The 15,714-nt window shown below is 41.6% G+C and carries 15 protein-coding genes and 1 tRNA gene; 10 read left to right on the top strand and 6 right to left on the bottom strand.

The window, feature by feature from the left end:
• The first annotated feature begins 30 nt into the window (after positions 1-30).
• On the top strand, positions 31-756 hold the full coding sequence (locus AK824_RS09540) for a GntR family transcriptional regulator (protein WP_057761041.1): 726 nt from the start codon (positions 31-33) through the stop codon (positions 754-756).
• A gap of 266 nt (positions 757-1,022) precedes the next feature.
• On the opposite strand, the gene AK824_RS09535 is transcribed toward AK824_RS09540, so the two are convergent.
• Complete coding sequence (locus AK824_RS09535) at positions 1,023-1,454, bottom strand: Lrp/AsnC family transcriptional regulator (RefSeq protein ID WP_057761040.1); 432 nt, start codon at positions 1,452-1,454, stop codon at positions 1,023-1,025.
• Between the two features lie 168 nt (positions 1,455-1,622).
• On the opposite strand from AK824_RS09535, the gene AK824_RS09530 reads away from it, so the two are divergent.
• The 5 genes from AK824_RS09530 (at position 1,623) to map (ending at position 6,446) form a co-directional block, all read left to right on the top strand.
• A complete protein-coding gene (locus tag AK824_RS09530) occupies positions 1,623-2,717 on the top strand; it encodes an ornithine cyclodeaminase (protein ID WP_057761039.1) in 1,095 nt (364 codons plus the stop codon).
• Between the two features lie 86 nt (positions 2,718-2,803).
• Positions 2,804-3,763 (top strand): arginase, encoded by a 960-nt coding sequence (locus AK824_RS09525; protein ID WP_057761038.1) that lies wholly within the window; start codon positions 2,804-2,806, stop codon positions 3,761-3,763.
• A 96-nt stretch (positions 3,764-3,859) separates the two neighbouring features.
• A complete protein-coding gene (locus tag AK824_RS09520; protein WP_082624624.1) occupies positions 3,860-5,263 on the top strand; it encodes a YjiH family protein in 1,404 nt (467 codons plus the stop codon).
• Between the two features lie 210 nt (positions 5,264-5,473).
• A complete protein-coding gene (locus AK824_RS09515; protein WP_057761037.1) occupies positions 5,474-5,680 on the top strand; it encodes a ParD-like family protein in 207 nt (68 codons plus the stop codon).
• A complete protein-coding gene (gene map, locus AK824_RS09510; RefSeq protein ID WP_057761036.1) occupies positions 5,673-6,446 on the top strand; it encodes a type I methionyl aminopeptidase in 774 nt (257 codons plus the stop codon). The genes AK824_RS09515 and map overlap by 8 nt, the downstream gene beginning before the upstream one ends.
• Positions 6,447-6,633: 187 nt before the next feature.
• Here map and AK824_RS09505 read toward each other — a convergent pair whose 3' ends face one another.
• Positions 6,634-8,292, bottom strand: coding sequence for an isovaleryl-CoA dehydrogenase (locus AK824_RS09505; RefSeq protein ID WP_057761035.1), 1,659 nt, complete (start codon positions 8,290-8,292; stop codon positions 6,634-6,636).
• A gap of 107 nt (positions 8,293-8,399) precedes the next feature.
• Here AK824_RS09505 and AK824_RS09500 point away from each other — a divergent pair, with 107 nt between their 5' ends.
• The gene (locus AK824_RS09500) at positions 8,400-9,203 is read left to right on the top strand and encodes a PaaX family transcriptional regulator (RefSeq protein WP_227511151.1); all 804 of its coding nucleotides are present in this window, start codon (positions 8,400-8,402) and stop codon (positions 9,201-9,203) included.
• 124 nt (positions 9,204-9,327) lie between these two features.
• Here AK824_RS09500 and cadR read toward each other — a convergent pair whose 3' ends face one another.
• A complete protein-coding gene (gene cadR / locus AK824_RS09495) occupies positions 9,328-9,759 on the bottom strand; it encodes a Cd(II)/Pb(II)-responsive transcriptional regulator (protein WP_057761031.1) in 432 nt (143 codons plus the stop codon).
• A 188-nt stretch (positions 9,760-9,947) separates the two neighbouring features.
• Between cadR and AK824_RS09490 the strand changes: the two genes are divergently transcribed.
• Positions 9,948-12,140 carry a heavy metal translocating P-type ATPase gene (locus tag AK824_RS09490; RefSeq protein ID WP_057762553.1) on the top strand — a complete coding sequence of 731 codons (2,193 nt, stop codon included), beginning with the start codon at positions 9,948-9,950 and terminating at the stop codon, positions 12,138-12,140.
• A 62-nt stretch (positions 12,141-12,202) separates the two neighbouring features.
• On the opposite strand, the gene AK824_RS09485 is transcribed toward AK824_RS09490, so the two are convergent.
• Entirely contained in the window at positions 12,203-12,631 is a 429-nt protein-coding gene (locus AK824_RS09485) for an MgtC/SapB family protein (RefSeq protein ID WP_057761029.1), read from the bottom strand.
• A 100-nt stretch (positions 12,632-12,731) separates the two neighbouring features.
• Between AK824_RS09485 and AK824_RS13570 the strand changes: the two genes are divergently transcribed.
• On the top strand, positions 12,732-12,818 hold the full coding sequence (locus AK824_RS13570) for a helix-turn-helix domain-containing protein (protein WP_156410733.1): 87 nt from the start codon (positions 12,732-12,734) through the stop codon (positions 12,816-12,818).
• A gap of 241 nt (positions 12,819-13,059) precedes the next feature.
• Here the strand turns inward: AK824_RS13570 and AK824_RS09480 are convergent.
• Positions 13,060-13,136 (bottom strand) — tRNA-Val (locus tag AK824_RS09480).
• A gap of 310 nt (positions 13,137-13,446) precedes the next feature.
• Here AK824_RS09480 and AK824_RS09475 point away from each other — a divergent pair.
• Positions 13,447-14,424, top strand: a complete 978-nt coding sequence (locus tag AK824_RS09475) for a glutathione S-transferase family protein (protein WP_057761027.1) — start codon at positions 13,447-13,449, stop codon at positions 14,422-14,424.
• Between the two features lie 90 nt (positions 14,425-14,514).
• On the opposite strand, the gene hemB is transcribed toward AK824_RS09475, so the two are convergent.
• Positions 14,515-15,522, bottom strand: coding sequence for a porphobilinogen synthase (hemB, locus tag AK824_RS09470; RefSeq protein WP_057761025.1), 1,008 nt, complete (start codon positions 15,520-15,522; stop codon positions 14,515-14,517).
• Positions 15,523-15,714: the final 192 nt, after the last annotated feature.

Below are 15,714 nucleotides of genomic sequence, written 5' to 3'. Positions count from 1 at the left end.
TTCATAAACCCTTTAAATTGTGGTGAAATAATGCTAAAAAATTTAGAAAAATTTAAAATACCACGGTATGAGCAAGTACGATGGCACATTTTGACTTTATTGACAGAAAGCAAATGGGACGAAAACACACCTTTACCGACTGAGCAAGAGTTTGCAGATAAGTATCAAGTATCAGTCGGAACCGTTCGAAAAGCGGTTGAAAAGCTGGTCGACGATGGTGTGTTAACCAAGTATCAAGGCAGAGGTACCTTTCTAAAGCGTCCAGATTTTGAAAGCTCATTATTACGGTTTTTTAAATTTCGTGATAAAGATGCTTGCTATGCGACACCGACAGGCGTGGTCAAAAAAGTCATGGTAATAGAGGGTATTGAAGAGATTAACGAAAAGCTAGATATTGGTAAGAATAAAGCGCTCATTTATATAGAACGTGTACGTATCATTGAGGGCAAAGTTTCGCTGAGTGAAAAAATTTGGTTGCCTAAGAGTCGTTATCAGGCCTTTGTAAATCTAGAGCCTGAAGATTTTGAGAATTTGCTATATCCGTTCTACTATACTAAGTGTGGCCAGTTTGTCTCATCTGCCGTAGAGACACTATTTTTTGTAGCCAATCACGTAGACCCTTATTTAGATAATAATGAGCAAGAGAACCTAGTGAAGGTATGCCGTATTGCTAAGAGTCTAGAAGGTGAGCCTATCGAATATAGAGAGTCATATGGAATGGCGGAGAAGTTCAGCTATGAAGTTAATATTATTTAATAAATAGTAAGCCATTAGTAGATTTCTTGTCTTAAGATAAGATATCGTCTGAGTTAAAAATACCATCGTGTTCTCATACTAAAGAACGTAGTAAAAGATACGTTCTTTAGTTTTACTGTACCAGTAAAATAAAGATTAAAAAATCTAGGTTATAAAACGTCAATATATTCTTTTTACGCTTACCTTCAGGCGGCTTAATTACAACACTCTAAGTCAATATCTATCAGATAAACAGCATCGCTTATGCGATTGTGAGTTTAATGACATTACAAGCTCGACAGCAGAACACTTGTTTCACTATTCAAAATGCCATCAATCTCTCTGACTTGACGCAGCACTTCATCAAATTCTCTCAAGCTTGTCGTGTGTATCTCTCCTACCAAGTCCCATGCCCCATTGGTCGTATGTAGCTTAATCAATTGCGGGATACCCCGCAGTTTCCTAATCACTTGTGAAGTAGATTTTCCTGTTACCTCAATCATCATCATCGCTTTAACTGTTTCTTTATCTAATGCTTCATGCACTCGAATCGTAAATCCTAAAATAGCACCGTTGTGAATCAGTCTATCCAATCTGTTTTGGACAGTGGCACGAGAGACTTTGAGTTTTTTAGCCAGGTTTGAGATGGTTGCTCGACCATCTTGTCGAAGTTCAGATATCAGTTCGCTATCTAAAGAGTCATAAGTGTAATACGCCATAAAAATGCTTCCTTCATTAGATTTTGACATTATGCTAAGTAGCACCTAACAATGTGTCAAAAAAATGTCCATATTTGGTAAGTTATTGACATTTTAACTGACAATTATAATTGGTAGCATATTAATTGTCGGTTAAATAAATAATATTCATGGAATGGAGCAAAATTAATGTCTAAATTTATCGTATCACAAAAACAAGGTGTGCCATTTGTTAGCGTACAGGCGATGGCTGAGATCATTAGTAATTATGGTATAGAACAGACCATAAAAGAATTGGTAGATGCTTTAGAACAAGATTTTTCTCGTTGGGATAGTTTTGAAAAATCCAGTCGTTTTGCTTCTCATTCCAAAGACGGTGTCATAGAGTTGATGCCTGTCAGCGATGGTGAAATGTTTGCGTGCAAATATGTCAATGGTCATCCGATCAATACCAAGCGCGATTTGCAGACGGTAGCCGCTTTTGGCTTATTGTCTGATGTCGATACTGGCTATCCCATTCTACTGACAGAGATGTGTATCTTGACTGCCTTACGTACGGCAGCGACTTCTGCACTGGTTGCCAAACATTGTGCACCCAAAAACGCCCAGACTTTGGCGCTTATCGGTAATGGTGCTCAGGGTGAGTTCCAAGCAATGGGTATGAAGGCAGTCGTGGGTATCTCAAAAGTGCGTTTGTATGATGTCGACCCAGCCGCATCTGAAAAAGTAGCGCATAACCTTGCCGATTCAGGTCTAGAGATTATTATCTGCAAAACGGTAGAAGAAGCAGTTGAAGGTGCAGATATCATCACTACCTGTACCGCAGATAAGAAAAATGCCACGATTCTGCGTGATGATATGGTCAAAAAAGGCGTTTATATCAATGCCATCGGTGGTGACTGTCCTGGCAAAACGGAGCTGGATGCCAATATCTTGTTAAGAGCCGATCATGTGATTGTAGAGTTTGAACCACAAACCCGTATTGAAGGCGACATTCAACAGCTCTCTCAAGATTTCCCTGTGACAGAGTTTCACCGCATCGTAAACGGTGAAAAAGCAGTACGCACCAATGAAGATAACTTGGTTGTATTTGATGGTGTTGGTTTTGCCTCAGAAGACTTTACGGCTTTGGTATTTTTGCGTGATTTGATCAAAAAGCAGGATGCATATGAGCTGCTTGACTTGATTCCTCAGCAACAAGACCCTAAAAACCTCTATTCGGTGGTCAAAGCTCATAGCAAAGATCTTAGCCTAGAGACGGATGAAGCGATGGCCGCATCATAAGTAATTTGAATATAGAAAATAGGAGTTCAATACCAGATTTGGACTCAAATGATGAAAAACTTGTTTTATTTAATAGAGGCAAAATAATGAATGATTTAATGAAAAACGTGCGAATAGTAGAAGTTTATTCAGACGTCGCAGGGCATAAAAAAGGCGCGTCACTAGGAATCGATGCATTGCGCGCGTCATCAAAAGAGATGAATGCAGACTACTATGAAAAATTGCAACTTGATAGTATAAAAAATGAATATATACATGAAGAAGAGTCGTCATTTAAGCATGCAAAATACGCCGATGTAATTGAACCTGTTATTTCTAAATTGGCGCATAAAATCAGAGATATAAGAAACGAGAATCAATTTCCGATTGTTATCGCAGGTGATCATTCTAGCTGTGCAGGCACCATGCATGGTCTAAAAATGGCGCATCCTGATGCTGAAATTGGTGTGGTTTATATAGATGCTCACGCTGATTTTCATTCACCATATACCAGCGGATCAGGAAATATGCATGGTATGCCTTTGGCGATGGCTTGTGCCATTGATAATTTGGAATGTCAGCGTAACGAGCTTTCTGAAAAAGAAAAAGAGTATTGGGAAGAGTTGAAATTTATGGCATCGAGCGAGCCATCAATTAAGCCAGAAAACGTGGTGTTTTGTGCGGTTAGAGACTATCAAGAAGAAGAGATGGATTTAATTAGAAGACATAAAATCCCTTTATATAGCGTGGCTGAGATAACCCAAAAAGGCATCAGTTCTACTGTAGAGGAGATCTTCAAAAAACTAGAATATTGCGATCATATTTATGTCTCGTTCGATGTTGATAGTGTCGACCCTTTATATGTGCCAGGAACCGGTACACCTGCAATGAACGGTCTGTCATACGAGCAAGCGATGCAACTTAACATAGAGTTAATTAAGAACAAGAAAGTATGCTGCTGGGAAATGGCAGAGATAAATCCTTTGTACAACAACTCAAAAGATGACTCGACCAGAATATTTAAGATTTTAGAAAAAGTGACCCACACACTTTTGAGCAATTACTAGTATTGAATATTTAAAATGAGTAAAAGAATCTAACCTAAAGGGGTTTGTTAAAACATTCTTTAGGTTGGTTAAAAAGGGACTGCGAGTAAAAATAATATGGACATTATTAAAGCCAGCGCTGCAAGTCGAGATGTTAGCGGTATTAATATCAAACAGTTTTTGAAGTTCTTTATCCCCTCTATTATAGGTTTGATGCTTTTCGTATTTCCAATTCCCTATGTGGATGGTAAGTTTGTCACCTATGCAGAAGGATTTACCATTCCTATATCTGTATTGAAGGATTATATACAGGGTTATATCGGTGATCTTTTGCCGTTATTGGTTGTCACCTCAATCATGATTACCTTGTGTTGTACGTTATATACTAAAATCATGAAACCTGCATTTATTCTGAAGAATGCGTTTTTAAATAACTTATTAAACGTTACAACGCCTTGGCTTATCATTAGGATGCTTGGTGCGTTTTTCGTTGTCGTGACCTATTTTAAATTTGGGTTCGATGCAATATATTCAGACAATATTGGCGGCTTAATATTATATGAGTTAATGCCAATACTTTTCATCGTGTTTTTCTTGGCTGGATTGCTGCTACCGTTATTGCTTGATTTTGGTTTATTAGAATTTTTTGGGGTTCTACTAAGTAAAGTGATGAGACCTTTATTTGGTTTACCAGGTAGGTCATCTGTAGATTGTTTAACGTCATGGTTGGGCGATGGCACTATCGGCGTATTATTGACTGATAAACAATTGGAAGGTGGGTTCTATACCAAAAAAGAAGCGGCAATTATCGCTACAAGTTTTTCAGCAGTGTCGATTACATTCTGTTTGGTTGTCATCTCTCAGGTTAAGCTTGAGAGCTACTTTATCAATATGATTGGGGTCGTTGCTTTATGCGGGATTGTTTGTGCTTTAATAGTCCCAAGGTTATTACCTTTATCTAGAATTGAAGATACTTATACTATCGAAAACAGTGATAGAGATCATGAAACCATTCCTGAGGGAAAAACGTTATTTACCCACAGTTTACATAAAGCTGTCCAAAAAGCCGATAAGAGTCCAAGTTTTCTTACTTTCTTAAGAGATGGTCTAAAAAATATTTTGGATATGTGGATTGGGATACTGCCTGTCGTTATGGCAATCGGCACTATGGGGTTAATCGTTGCAGAAGAAACACCTGTATTTGATTATTTAGGTATGCCGTTTATTCCATTCTTAGAGTTATTGAACATACCTTTTGCCGCAGAAATGTCAAAAACGATCATGGTAGGTTTTGCAGATATGTTCTTGCCTGCGATCATAGGCTCTTCAATAGAGTCAGAGTTAACGCGATTTGTCATCGCTTGCTTGTCAGTGTCTCAATTGATCTATATGTCAGAAGTCGGCGGATTGATTTTAGGGACAAAAATTCCAGTGAGCTTTTTTCAGTTATTAGTCATTTTTCTCTTGAGAACAATCATCTCATTACCAATCATTGCGGTGTGTGCTCACATGATTTTTTAAATAGAACTTTCTAAAAGCTGGCTACACCACGTCACCACATCTGAGCAAAAAACCACCTTAATAGGTGGTTTTTTGCTATCAGTATCAAGCTATAGTTTAGCTCAAAGAATTTCGATATAAGGAAATCGAGTTCAAGCGATACATAATTTCTTGCAACCATACAAAAATAGATATACGATTCATATACGTTTCATATATTAAGGTGTTTTTATGGGTATTGTTAAAATTGATGATGAACTGCATGAAGATATTCGTAAAGCAAGTGCCGTCATGGTGCGCTCCATCAACGCTCAAGCTGAATATTGGATGAAGATAGGCATGCTTGCTGAAGCCAACCCCAATATGTCTTACAACCAAATTATCAATGAGCAAATGAGACAAGCTGATGTCAATGTGAGGAACCTTATAGATGGATAAGGTCATACTTAAAAATGCAGTGGAATTGGAAATCATGCGCGAGTCTGGGCGACTTCTAGCCTCTGTCTTTGATTATCTCGATGAGAAAATTACAGTCGGTACTTCTACGATGGACATCAATAACCTTGCTGAGCACTATATTATTGATCAGTTAGGTGCACGTCCAGCCAGTAAGGGTCAGTATGGTTACCAATATGCATTGAATACCTCAGTGAATAACGTGGTCTGTCATGGTATTCCTTCAGAGCAGCAAATACTCAAATCAGGTGATATTGTGAATGTAGATATTACCCTAGAACAAGGGGGTTTTATCGCTGATTCTAGCAAAATGTATTTGATAGGTGAGGTGTTGCCCCTTGCAAAACGCTTGGTTGATCAGACCTATGAAGCCATGTGGGAAGGAATACGAGTGGTGAAACCTGGAGCAACGCTAGGCGATGTTGGCCATGCCATCCAAAGTTACGCTGAGAAGCAAGGCTATTCAATAGTGCGAGAGTATTGCGGCCATGGTATTGGACGCGAAATGCACGAGGGACCGCAAGTGCTACATTACGGACATCAAGGAAAAGGTCTAGTCCTACAAGAAGGTATGACATTTACCATTGAACCGATGGTCAATCAAGGTAAAGCCAAAGTTAAAGTCAAAAAAGATGGCTGGACCGTAATCACCAATGATAAAAAGTTATCTGCTCAATGGGAACATACGATTGCGGTTACTTCTGACGGCTATGAAGTTCTTACTCTGCGAAACGATGAGCTTATTTAAACGATTTAACATTTGAACGACGATTCGGTAAGGCGTTTCTATAATTCAGAAGGGCCTTTTTTTGGGATGTCATGTGACCGTTTTTTAGCGAGTTATGGCTGAGAAGAAAGTGACTGACATCAAGGATAAAAGCCTCTGCTACGTCAACAATCAGTAGCAGGGGACTATTTGATACATATAAAGGTATTTACAGAACTGCTTTGGTCGCGCCAGCCGCCCGTTCGATCAATAAATCCACAGGAGCATCAGGACTTAATGTACCAAAGGCCAGTCCATGCTCATTCCCAATCCTAGAGCGACAGAATGCCTGAGCGATCTTAGTCTGCTCAGTCTGTAGTAGTATCGAAGCCTGTAGCATCAATGCTAGGCGCTCAATCACATAGCGACTACGGAACTCCAAAGTTTGAGTGTCTTCAAATCGCTCTATCAGTAGGTTTAATTCTGCATCATAATCAGCATTTTCCCCTGCTGCTTGCTGCAGTTCCTCAAATAAAGCTTGCTGAGTGTCTGGTTCTTTTTTTAAGGCACGCAGCACATCTAGACATTGCACATTGCCGCTGCCTTCCCAGATTGAGTTTAGCGGTGCTTGCCTGTACAGACGCGGCATAATAGTCTCTTCGACATAGCCATTACCGCCCAAACATTCTTGTGCCTCATTGATAAAAACGGGCGCGCGTTTGCATATCCAATACTTCCCAATCGCAGTGGCAATACGAGCGAGCGCGGCTTCATGAGGGTCTGTTTCTATACTATCAACTGCGCGTGCAATTCGCATTGTTAGGGCCAAAGCCGCTTCTGACTCTAGGGCTAAGTCTGCCAATACATTACGCATAATAGGCTGGTTGACTAATAATTTACCAAAGGCTTCGCGCTGACTGGTGTGATGAATCGCTTGAACGATCGCTTGGCGCATTTGAGCTGAGGAGCCAATCATACAGTCAAGTCGGGTGAGGGCGACCATCTCGATAATGGTAGGAATACCGCGACCTTCAATGCCTACTAGCTCACCGAGTGCGCCTTGAAACTCTACCTCGGAGGAAGCGTTTGCCCAGTCTCCTAATTTGTCTTTTAAGCGTTGAATATGTACGGCATTGCGTGTCCCATCAGGTCGGAAACGTGGTACTAAAAAGCAACTAGGACCACTGTCAGATTGAGCCAAGACGAGATGAGCATCACACATTGGCGCTGAGAAAAACCATTTATGCCCAATGATTTCATACGAGCCATCTTCTTGTCGTATAGCCCGAGTCGTATTGCGGCGTAAGTCTGATCCACCTTGTTTTTCTGTCATGCCCATGCCCATCGTACAGCCTAGTTTTTCTTCCATAGGTAAGCTGCGTGGATCATAGTGTTCGGATAACAGCTTGGGCAGCCATTTTTCGGCTAGCACTGGCGAATGACGTAGGGCAGGGATAGCAGCATAGCTCATAGACATAGGACAACCAAACCCAGCCTCAGGCTGTGAGCCGAGATACATGACTGCCGCCCGAGCCACGTGAGCACTATCACGATCTTCATTACGCCAAGCAAAGTTGCTCATGCCGTATTTCATTCCTGCATGCATCAAATCATGGTAAGCCGGATGAAACTCTACCTCATCTATACGCCGACCATAGCTGTCAAAGCTGCGTAGTTTAGGCTTGTTTTCGTTGGCTAAGAATCCACTGGTGATCAGATCTCCACCAGTCAGTGCGCCAAACTCTTTCAAGTGACTTGCTGCCCAAGTAGCACCTTCTCTTGCGACCGCTTCTCTGAGCGCTGTATCTGTTTCCCATGCATTATAATTGGCTAAGGCAAAAGGTTGATTCTGCACCTCATGGGTCTTGAATTGATTTACAATTGACATGATTGTTATCTTCCCTGATTTTGAATGTCATTCCTTAAGTTACAGTAGTTTAGTAATTCCCACGATCAGTATTACATATAAAAAATAATTACGTCAATAGGTGTAATATGAACAAACCAACGCCTCGTTTATTGCTTTTACGCTTACTTATGGTGGCAGAGGCAAACACACTTAGTGCTTCCGAAGCGGTACTGGCAGGCTCTGTATTTGGTATGACAGAAAATAGTATACGTGTGACGCTGGCTCGTTTGATCCAAGCGGGTCTTGCTGAGTCGATTGGTCCTGCTACCTACAAACTTGGACCCAAAGCTCAGAAATTGGGCGCCGATGTGGCCTTATGGCAGACAGCAGATAAAAGAACGATAAAATCTGATGGTTCGTGGATAGCAGTAGCCACCGGTGGGTTACCTCGCAGTGATCGTAAAGCGCTGCGTGCCCGTGCTCGTGCTTTATCATTATTGGGGTTTCGTGAACTAGATAAGGGGCTTTATTTGCGCCCCAATAATTTATTAGGCGGTACTGATGTCGTCCGTAAGCGTCTATTGGACTTGGGATTAGAAGAGGAAGCTGCGGTTTTTAAAGCCAATGATTTCGATAAGGTTAGGCAAAAAAAAGCACGAGCGCTCTGGTCAGACATGCATCTTGAAAAGCATTATAAAGAGCAGTCAAAGCAGCTCACTGACTGGTTAAGTGCTTTGGACGACTTACCGTCCCATGTGGCGCTGCGAGAAATATTCATGCTTGGAGATGCAGGTATTCGCAGTGTTGTTTTTGACCCTCTGCTTCCTGCTCCCTTAGTAGATGAGGAAGCACGGCAAAAGTATTTTGAGACGGTGCGACGTATTAATGAGGAGGGTAGGCGTCTATGGTTTGCCTTTTTCGAAGAGGCCAAATCGTTAGAATCCGTTTAGCCAAGTCATTAGAATAAGTTTAAATAGGATAAAGTGCGATGGTGGCATAGTAATTAACAAGCAGCAGAGGCGTTATATATAGCGATGAATAAGTATTAATTATTTGCATCTATTCGAATAGTATTTAATGTGAGCCATATGGCGAATTTTCATGACAAGAATGATCAGCAAGTGCATTCAATATGCCACATGACTTCGCTGGTGCGCTACTGACGCATTTCTGTCGCAAAACACTTAAGTGTTTTTTCAACTGTTTTAGCTCTTCTATACGTGTTTCTACAGCGCGGATATGTTCATCCAACAAGGTATCGACATCAGCGCAATCTCTGCTAGGCTCTTCCCAGTACTTAAGTAAGGTCCGTACTTCATCCAATGTCATATCTAGTGTACGACAGTGCAGAACGAACTGTAGACGCTCGATATGACTTTCGCGATATAAGCGATAATTCCCCTCACTACGGGAAGGTTCTGGTAATAGCTTTTCTTTTTCATAATAGCGAATGGTTTCTACTGTAGCGCCTGTGCGCTTAGCAAGCTCGCCGATCTTTATTAGCATAGTTACCTCACAGTTCTCTTGAAGTTATTTCAAAGTCATTTCAAAACTGAAAACATTAAAGTAACTATAAGGTTTAGCCATAAGGAAATCAAGTTTATACAATTGCATATAAACGGCCTTGACTCTGAAGCCACTAGAGGGTTCACAATAGCGTTATCAAATGAATTCTTATAATGAGGCAGTTTATTATGCAATATCGTATTGAAGGTATGGACTGTGCCAGTTGCGTCAGAAAAATCGAAACTGCATTAGCACGTATGCCCGGTGTTTCTGACATACAGCTTAATTTTGCGACTGAAAAGTTAGAGCTATCGCTTGCCCCTGATTCAGATACTCAGTGCAGCGATATTGAAAAGACCATCAAGCGTCTGGGTTTTGGCATATCTGCCACTACTGATCAAGCAAACGCAGCAGACAGCATTAGTGATAATCTATTAAATACGCAGCCACAGCGTTGGTGGCAAACCAGAAAAGGTAAGCAAGTGGTTGGTCTCGGCGTCTTGATGAGTGTCGCCTACGCGTTGGCATTACTTTTCCCTGATTATGGCATGTGGGCATTTGCTATTGCCGTCATTGTGGGTGTTTTCCCTTTTGCCCGAAAGTCTATGACCTTGGCAATGACAGGCACCCTGTTTTCTATTGAAATGCTGATGTCTATCGCGGCAATTGGTGCACTTATCATTGGTGAAGCTGAAGAGGCGGCGGCGGTTGTCTTTTTGTTCTCAGTCGGTGAATTGTTAGAAGGTGTGGCAGCAGATCGTGCCCGTGCTGGTATCAGAGCATTGGCATCATTGGTTCCAAAGACTGCGATTTTACTTGATGCACAAGGCGGACAGCATGACGTTCCTGCAGCTTCGTTGCAGATCGATGATCTGGTATTGGTACGTCCTGGCGATAAAGTATCTGCTGATGGTGTCATTGTTCAAGGTAGCTCTAGTCTTGATGACTCACCTGTCACTGGCGAATCCATACCCGTTGCTAAAGACATGGGCGATGCAGTATTTGCAGGATCAATCAATATGGATGGAGCGCTGCAAATCCGTGTACAAAAGACAGCTGCTGACAACACTATCGCACGCATTATCAATCTGGTAGAGCAGGCGCAAGCCTCTAAAGCCCCTACGGCTCGCTTCATTGAAAAATTCAGTCGTTATTACACCCCAGCGGTGATGGCTATCGCTGCACTGGTTATTATTGTTCCGCCGCTAGCGATGGGAGGTGAATGGTCGACTTGGCTATATCGTGGTTTTGCACTGTTGCTAATCGCCTGTCCTTGTGCACTTGTATTATCTACTCCGGCTGCCATTGCATCAGGATTGGCTGTCGGTACACGCCGAGGCTTACTTATCAAAGGGGGCAGCGCTTTAGAAATCATTGGTCGCGTAAATGTCGTGGCTTTTGACAAGACAGGTACGTTGACTGAAGGTAAGCCACAGGTGACCAACGTGATTGCCTTTACACAGAAGCTATCAGTACAAGAAAGCATAGGGTCTGAAGGTCATAATGAGATACTAGCGCTGTTTGCCAGCGTTGAATCCGCCTCTAGCCATCCACTTGCAAAAGCTATTATCGATCATGCTAAAGCTGCCCAGACATCCATACCAGTGGCTTCCAAAGCTTATGTTACTGCGGGAAAAGCAGTACATGCAACGGTAGCTGATCGCCCTTTAGCCATTGGATCACCAGTCTATGCAACTGAAAAAAGCTTGCTGTCAATGGACCAACAGGCAGACATTGAAGTATTGCAAAAGGAAGGCAAGACTGTCTCAGTTTTGTATGATGAGCAAAGTAGTGAAGTGCTTGGATTGATAGCATTACGAGATGAGTTGCGAGATGATGCTCAAGAAGGAGTGGCTCAGCTCAAAGCGATGGGTGTGCGCTCTGTGATGCTCACGGGTGACAACCATCTGACCGCTCAGGCGCTTGCTAGTCATTTAGAGATAGAATGGCAAGCTGAGTTGTTGCCCGAAGATAAGCTACGTTTGCTCAATGAGATGAAGGATAATAGCAAGATAGCGATGATTGGTGATGGTATTAACGATGCGCCAGCATTAGCAACAGCAGATGTGGGCATCGCCATGGGTGGCGGTACGGATGTTGCTATTGAAACAGCCGATATAGCATTATTAAAAAGTCGTGTTACAGATGTTGCTCATCTCATTGCCTTATCGCGTGCAACCATGGCCAACATACATCAAAATGTAATTTTTGCTCTAGGACTAAAGGCCGTGTTTCTAATCACTACTGTACTGGGTATTACCGGACTATGGATTGCTGTGATAGCGGACACTGGTGCAACGGTACTAGTGACTCTCAATGCTTTACGCTTGCTAAGGTTCAAAGGAGCTCAACCACTAACAATTTTGTCCAAAGCAAAGTAAGTATGAAGTTCTTGTTAAAATGGTGGTTTGATTCTCTATTCTAATGACTAAGAGTGGCATCGTTAAGATTTTGGTTTAAAAGGTTTTGAGAATTGTAGAATTAAAAAACCAACTACTGATAATATAATGGCAATCTCATAGCGACCATAAGCCACCGATATCCCAATGGCGGCTGTATTCCACAATCCAGCCGCAGTAGCAGTGCCCTTTGCGCCACTTTCATTTTTAAAGATAGCGCCACCGCCAATAAAACCCATTCCAGTGATTATGCCATACATAATTCTAGCCTCAGCATCGGCGTCTTGATAAATGTCCATGCCCACTAGCATAAAAGCACACGAAGCAATTGTTACTAAAGGAAAAGTCCTTAAACCTGCACCATTATCTTCAAGTTCACGGTTAAGCGCGATTGGTAGTGACAATATGAAAGCAATACCTAATTGAAAGGCATGATATACCAGAACATTTAGACTAAAATCGAAGTTAAACATAGTAATAACTTAGAAGATATTTATGGCATGGTTTACTTTAAAAAATATAAGTATAAATAAAGAATAACAGAAATTATTAAGTCGTAGTGTCTAAGATCTAATTGATAAAATTTGTGAGGCATTAGATATTGAGGTAGGTGATTTATTTACTTATGTACCTAACGACTCGCTAGATAAAGAGAAGTAAATAAATATTGAAAGTGTTTTAGTTAATTTAGGGTGGAGGTCGAAAGTACTACTCTGAAAGAAAGGCGAAATAGATAGCAGGCGCAACTTAGGCACAATTTGGGCACACACGTTTTTTGATGATGTTTGCTAAAGGTGAGAAAAGAGATAATTTGAATCGACGTATAGTTTCCTTTTCCGCTACAGCCCATATTTTACGGACAAAAAAAAGCCCCAATCTTAAGATTGGGGCTTTTCGAATCTGGTAGGCGTAATCGGATTCGAACCAACGACCTCTACCATGTCAAGGTAGCGCTCTAACCAACTGAGCTATACGCCTATTTAGGTTGAGCATTTTAGCAAGTTTTCCAGACTTTGCAAGTCTTTTTTAGCATAAACCTCTTTTATTATCATAATATCTGCTATTCAGGCTTATATTAGTTATTTAGATATATTTTTGTGTATATTTACTAAACATTAATTTTAAGTGGTTTAGTTTTTATTGTTAATAAGTTGGTGACGCTAATGATTAAACTCTTATAACTGGTATGATATCTCTCTAAACAACGTAATCGTCATGATAATAATGACTTAAAGTCAGTCATGCTGAGTAAGCGTTAAACAAATATTAAAAATAGTTGGAGAATAACATGGGTCTCTTGGTAGACGGGCAGTGGCAAGACAAGTGGTATGAGACAAAAGAGAGTGGTGGCCGCTTTCAGCGTGAAGATGCTGGTTTTAGAAACTGGGTAACGGTAGATGGTAGCGCAGGGCCCACAGGTATTGAGGGCTTTAAAGCGGAACCTGACCGCTATCATTTATACGTGTCGCTAGCTTGTCCTTGGGCACACCGTACCCTTATCTATCGCAAGCTTAAAGGCTTAGAAGACATCATTCCGCTATCTGTAGTACATCCATATATGGGTGAGTATGGTTGGACGTTTGCAGAAGGTGCAGGCGTCGTTGCTGACCCAGTTATCAATGCAGACTATGCCTATGAGCTTTATACTAAGGCCAAACCAGACTATACAGGCCGTGTCACCGTACCTATCTTGTGGGATAAAAAAACAAACAAAATCGTGAGTAATGAGTCATCTGAGATTATTCGTATGTTTAACTCTGCCTTTGATGAGGTTGGGGCACTAGCAGGTAATTTTGTGCCTTCAGAGTTATTGCAAGAAATTGATGATATCAATACCTTTGTCTATTCTACTATCAACAATGGCGTGTATAAGACAGGATTTTCTACCACACAAGAGGCTTACGAAGAGGCCGTGATTGAGCTGTTTGCGGCATTAGATACACTTGAGACGCGCTTAGCACATCAGCGTTATCTAACAGGTAGCACTATAACTGAGGCCGATTGGCGACTGTTTACGACGTTGGTTCGTTTTGATGCTGTCTATGTTGGGCACTTTAAATGCAATCTGCGCCGTATCGTTGACTATCCAAACCTTTGGGGCTATCTACGTGATTTATATCAAGTACCTGGTATTGCAGAGACGGTAAATATGAATCATATCAAGCAGCATTATTACACCAGTCATGCCAATATTAATCCTACTCGTATTGTTCCTGCTGGCCCAGTGATTGATTTTAATGAACCACATGACCGTGCACGTCTATAGTTTTATTTTAATAGAGTAACCGCATAAAAAAGCCCCAGCTACTAATAGGTAGCTGGGGCTTTTACATTATAAAAGGTAGTACAATGACTATTAGGCATTGTTCAGCTGGCGGGCCGCTTCTAGAGCAAAGTAGGTCAAGATGCCATCAGCGCCAGCACGGCGGAAACCAATCAGCGACTCTAAAATCACTGCATCACTTAACCATCCGTTCTGAATGGCTGCCATATGCATGGCATATTCGCCAGATACTTGATATGCAAAGGTGGGTACGCCAAAGGTATCTTTGACTTCACGAATCAAATCAAGATAAGGCTGACCTGGTTTGATCATGACCATATCCGCGCCTTCATTGATATCCATAGCCACTTCATGTAGCGCCTCAGCACGATTGCCAAAGTCCATCTGATACTGTTTCTTATGGCCACCTTTCAAGTTGCCAGTACTGCCAACGGCATCACGGAATGGACCGTAGTAGGCAGACGCATATTTGGCTGAGTAGGCCATAATAGCCGTATTCACAAAACCTTCTGCTTCAAAAGCATCACGCATGGCCTTGATACGGCCATCCATCATATCACTAGGAGAGATGATATCTGCACCGGCACGCGCATGTACCAGCGCCTGCTTGACCAATACTTCGATGGTTGCATCATTGATGACGTAACCGCTGTCATCAAGTAGACCATCTTGACCATGTGAGGTATAAGGGTCTAGCGCTACATCAGTCATGACGACCATCTCTGGCACAGCGTCTTTGACCGCTTTTATCGTACGTGCAGTCAGGGCGTTTTCGTCATAAGCGGCGCTACCGTCTGGTGTTTTCAAAGCGTTATCGATCACAGGAAAAAGATCGATGGTTGTGACACCTTCTGCCAACAATTCTTTGGCATAGTTGATTAGCAAATCAATCGATAAGCGTTCCACGCCCGGCATACTAGTGATGGTTTCGCGCTGGTTTTCGCCTTCTAATACAAAGACAGGGGCAATAAAATGCTTAGGGTGTAGCTCCACTTCGCGAATCATTGAACGTACATTGTCATTGTAGCGTAGGCGACGTAAGCGAGTAGCAGGATATTGACGGTTAAAGGTATAGCTCATAATAATTCCTTGTGATTGTTTTATAGTTATCATGTTACATGGTTAAAATAATATCGCTATAAGCGGTATTTTATAGAATTAGCTTATCAAAATCTGTGCATTATAAGTGGCCGTATATAAAGACAGCTTGTATAAAGAGAACTTGCATAAAGTGAGCCTACTATAACTAAAAGACGTCCATAAAAGCAAAAA

It is taken from the genome of Psychrobacter sp. P11G3 (genome assembly GCF_001435845.1).
Lineage (GTDB): Bacteria > Pseudomonadota > Gammaproteobacteria > Pseudomonadales > Moraxellaceae > Psychrobacter.
Note: the sequence above shows the minus strand (reverse complement) of the source record. Positions and strands in the feature narration are given on the sequence as shown.

What these genes read in the sequence shown, in the direction of transcription:
- AK824_RS09540 (WP_057761041.1), top strand. Translation starts at nt 31, where the DNA reads ATGCTAAAAAATTTAGAAAAATTTAAAATACCACGGTATGAGCAAGTA.
- AK824_RS09535 (WP_057761040.1), bottom strand. Translation starts at nt 1,454, where the DNA reads ATGGCGTATTACACTTATGACTCTTTAGATAGCGAACTGATATCTGAA.
- AK824_RS09530 (WP_057761039.1), top strand. Translation starts at nt 1,623, where the DNA reads ATGTCTAAATTTATCGTATCACAAAAACAAGGTGTGCCATTTGTTAGC.
- AK824_RS09525 (WP_057761038.1), top strand. Translation starts at nt 2,804, where the DNA reads ATGAATGATTTAATGAAAAACGTGCGAATAGTAGAAGTTTATTCAGAC.
- AK824_RS09520 (WP_082624624.1), top strand. Translation starts at nt 3,860, where the DNA reads ATGGACATTATTAAAGCCAGCGCTGCAAGTCGAGATGTTAGCGGTATT.
- AK824_RS09515 (WP_057761037.1), top strand. Translation starts at nt 5,474, where the DNA reads ATGGGTATTGTTAAAATTGATGATGAACTGCATGAAGATATTCGTAAA.
- map (WP_057761036.1), top strand. Translation starts at nt 5,673, where the DNA reads ATGGATAAGGTCATACTTAAAAATGCAGTGGAATTGGAAATCATGCGC.
- AK824_RS09505 (WP_057761035.1), bottom strand. Translation starts at nt 8,292, where the DNA reads ATGTCAATTGTAAATCAATTCAAGACCCATGAGGTGCAGAATCAACCT.
- AK824_RS09500 (WP_227511151.1), top strand. Translation starts at nt 8,400, where the DNA reads ATGAACAAACCAACGCCTCGTTTATTGCTTTTACGCTTACTTATGGTG.
- cadR (WP_057761031.1), bottom strand. Translation starts at nt 9,759, where the DNA reads ATGCTAATAAAGATCGGCGAGCTTGCTAAGCGCACAGGCGCTACAGTA.
- AK824_RS09490 (WP_057762553.1), top strand. Translation starts at nt 9,948, where the DNA reads ATGCAATATCGTATTGAAGGTATGGACTGTGCCAGTTGCGTCAGAAAA.
- AK824_RS09485 (WP_057761029.1), bottom strand. Translation starts at nt 12,631, where the DNA reads ATGTTTAACTTCGATTTTAGTCTAAATGTTCTGGTATATCATGCCTTT.
- AK824_RS09475 (WP_057761027.1), top strand. Translation starts at nt 13,447, where the DNA reads ATGGGTCTCTTGGTAGACGGGCAGTGGCAAGACAAGTGGTATGAGACA.
- hemB (WP_057761025.1), bottom strand. Translation starts at nt 15,522, where the DNA reads ATGAGCTATACCTTTAACCGTCAATATCCTGCTACTCGCTTACGTCGC.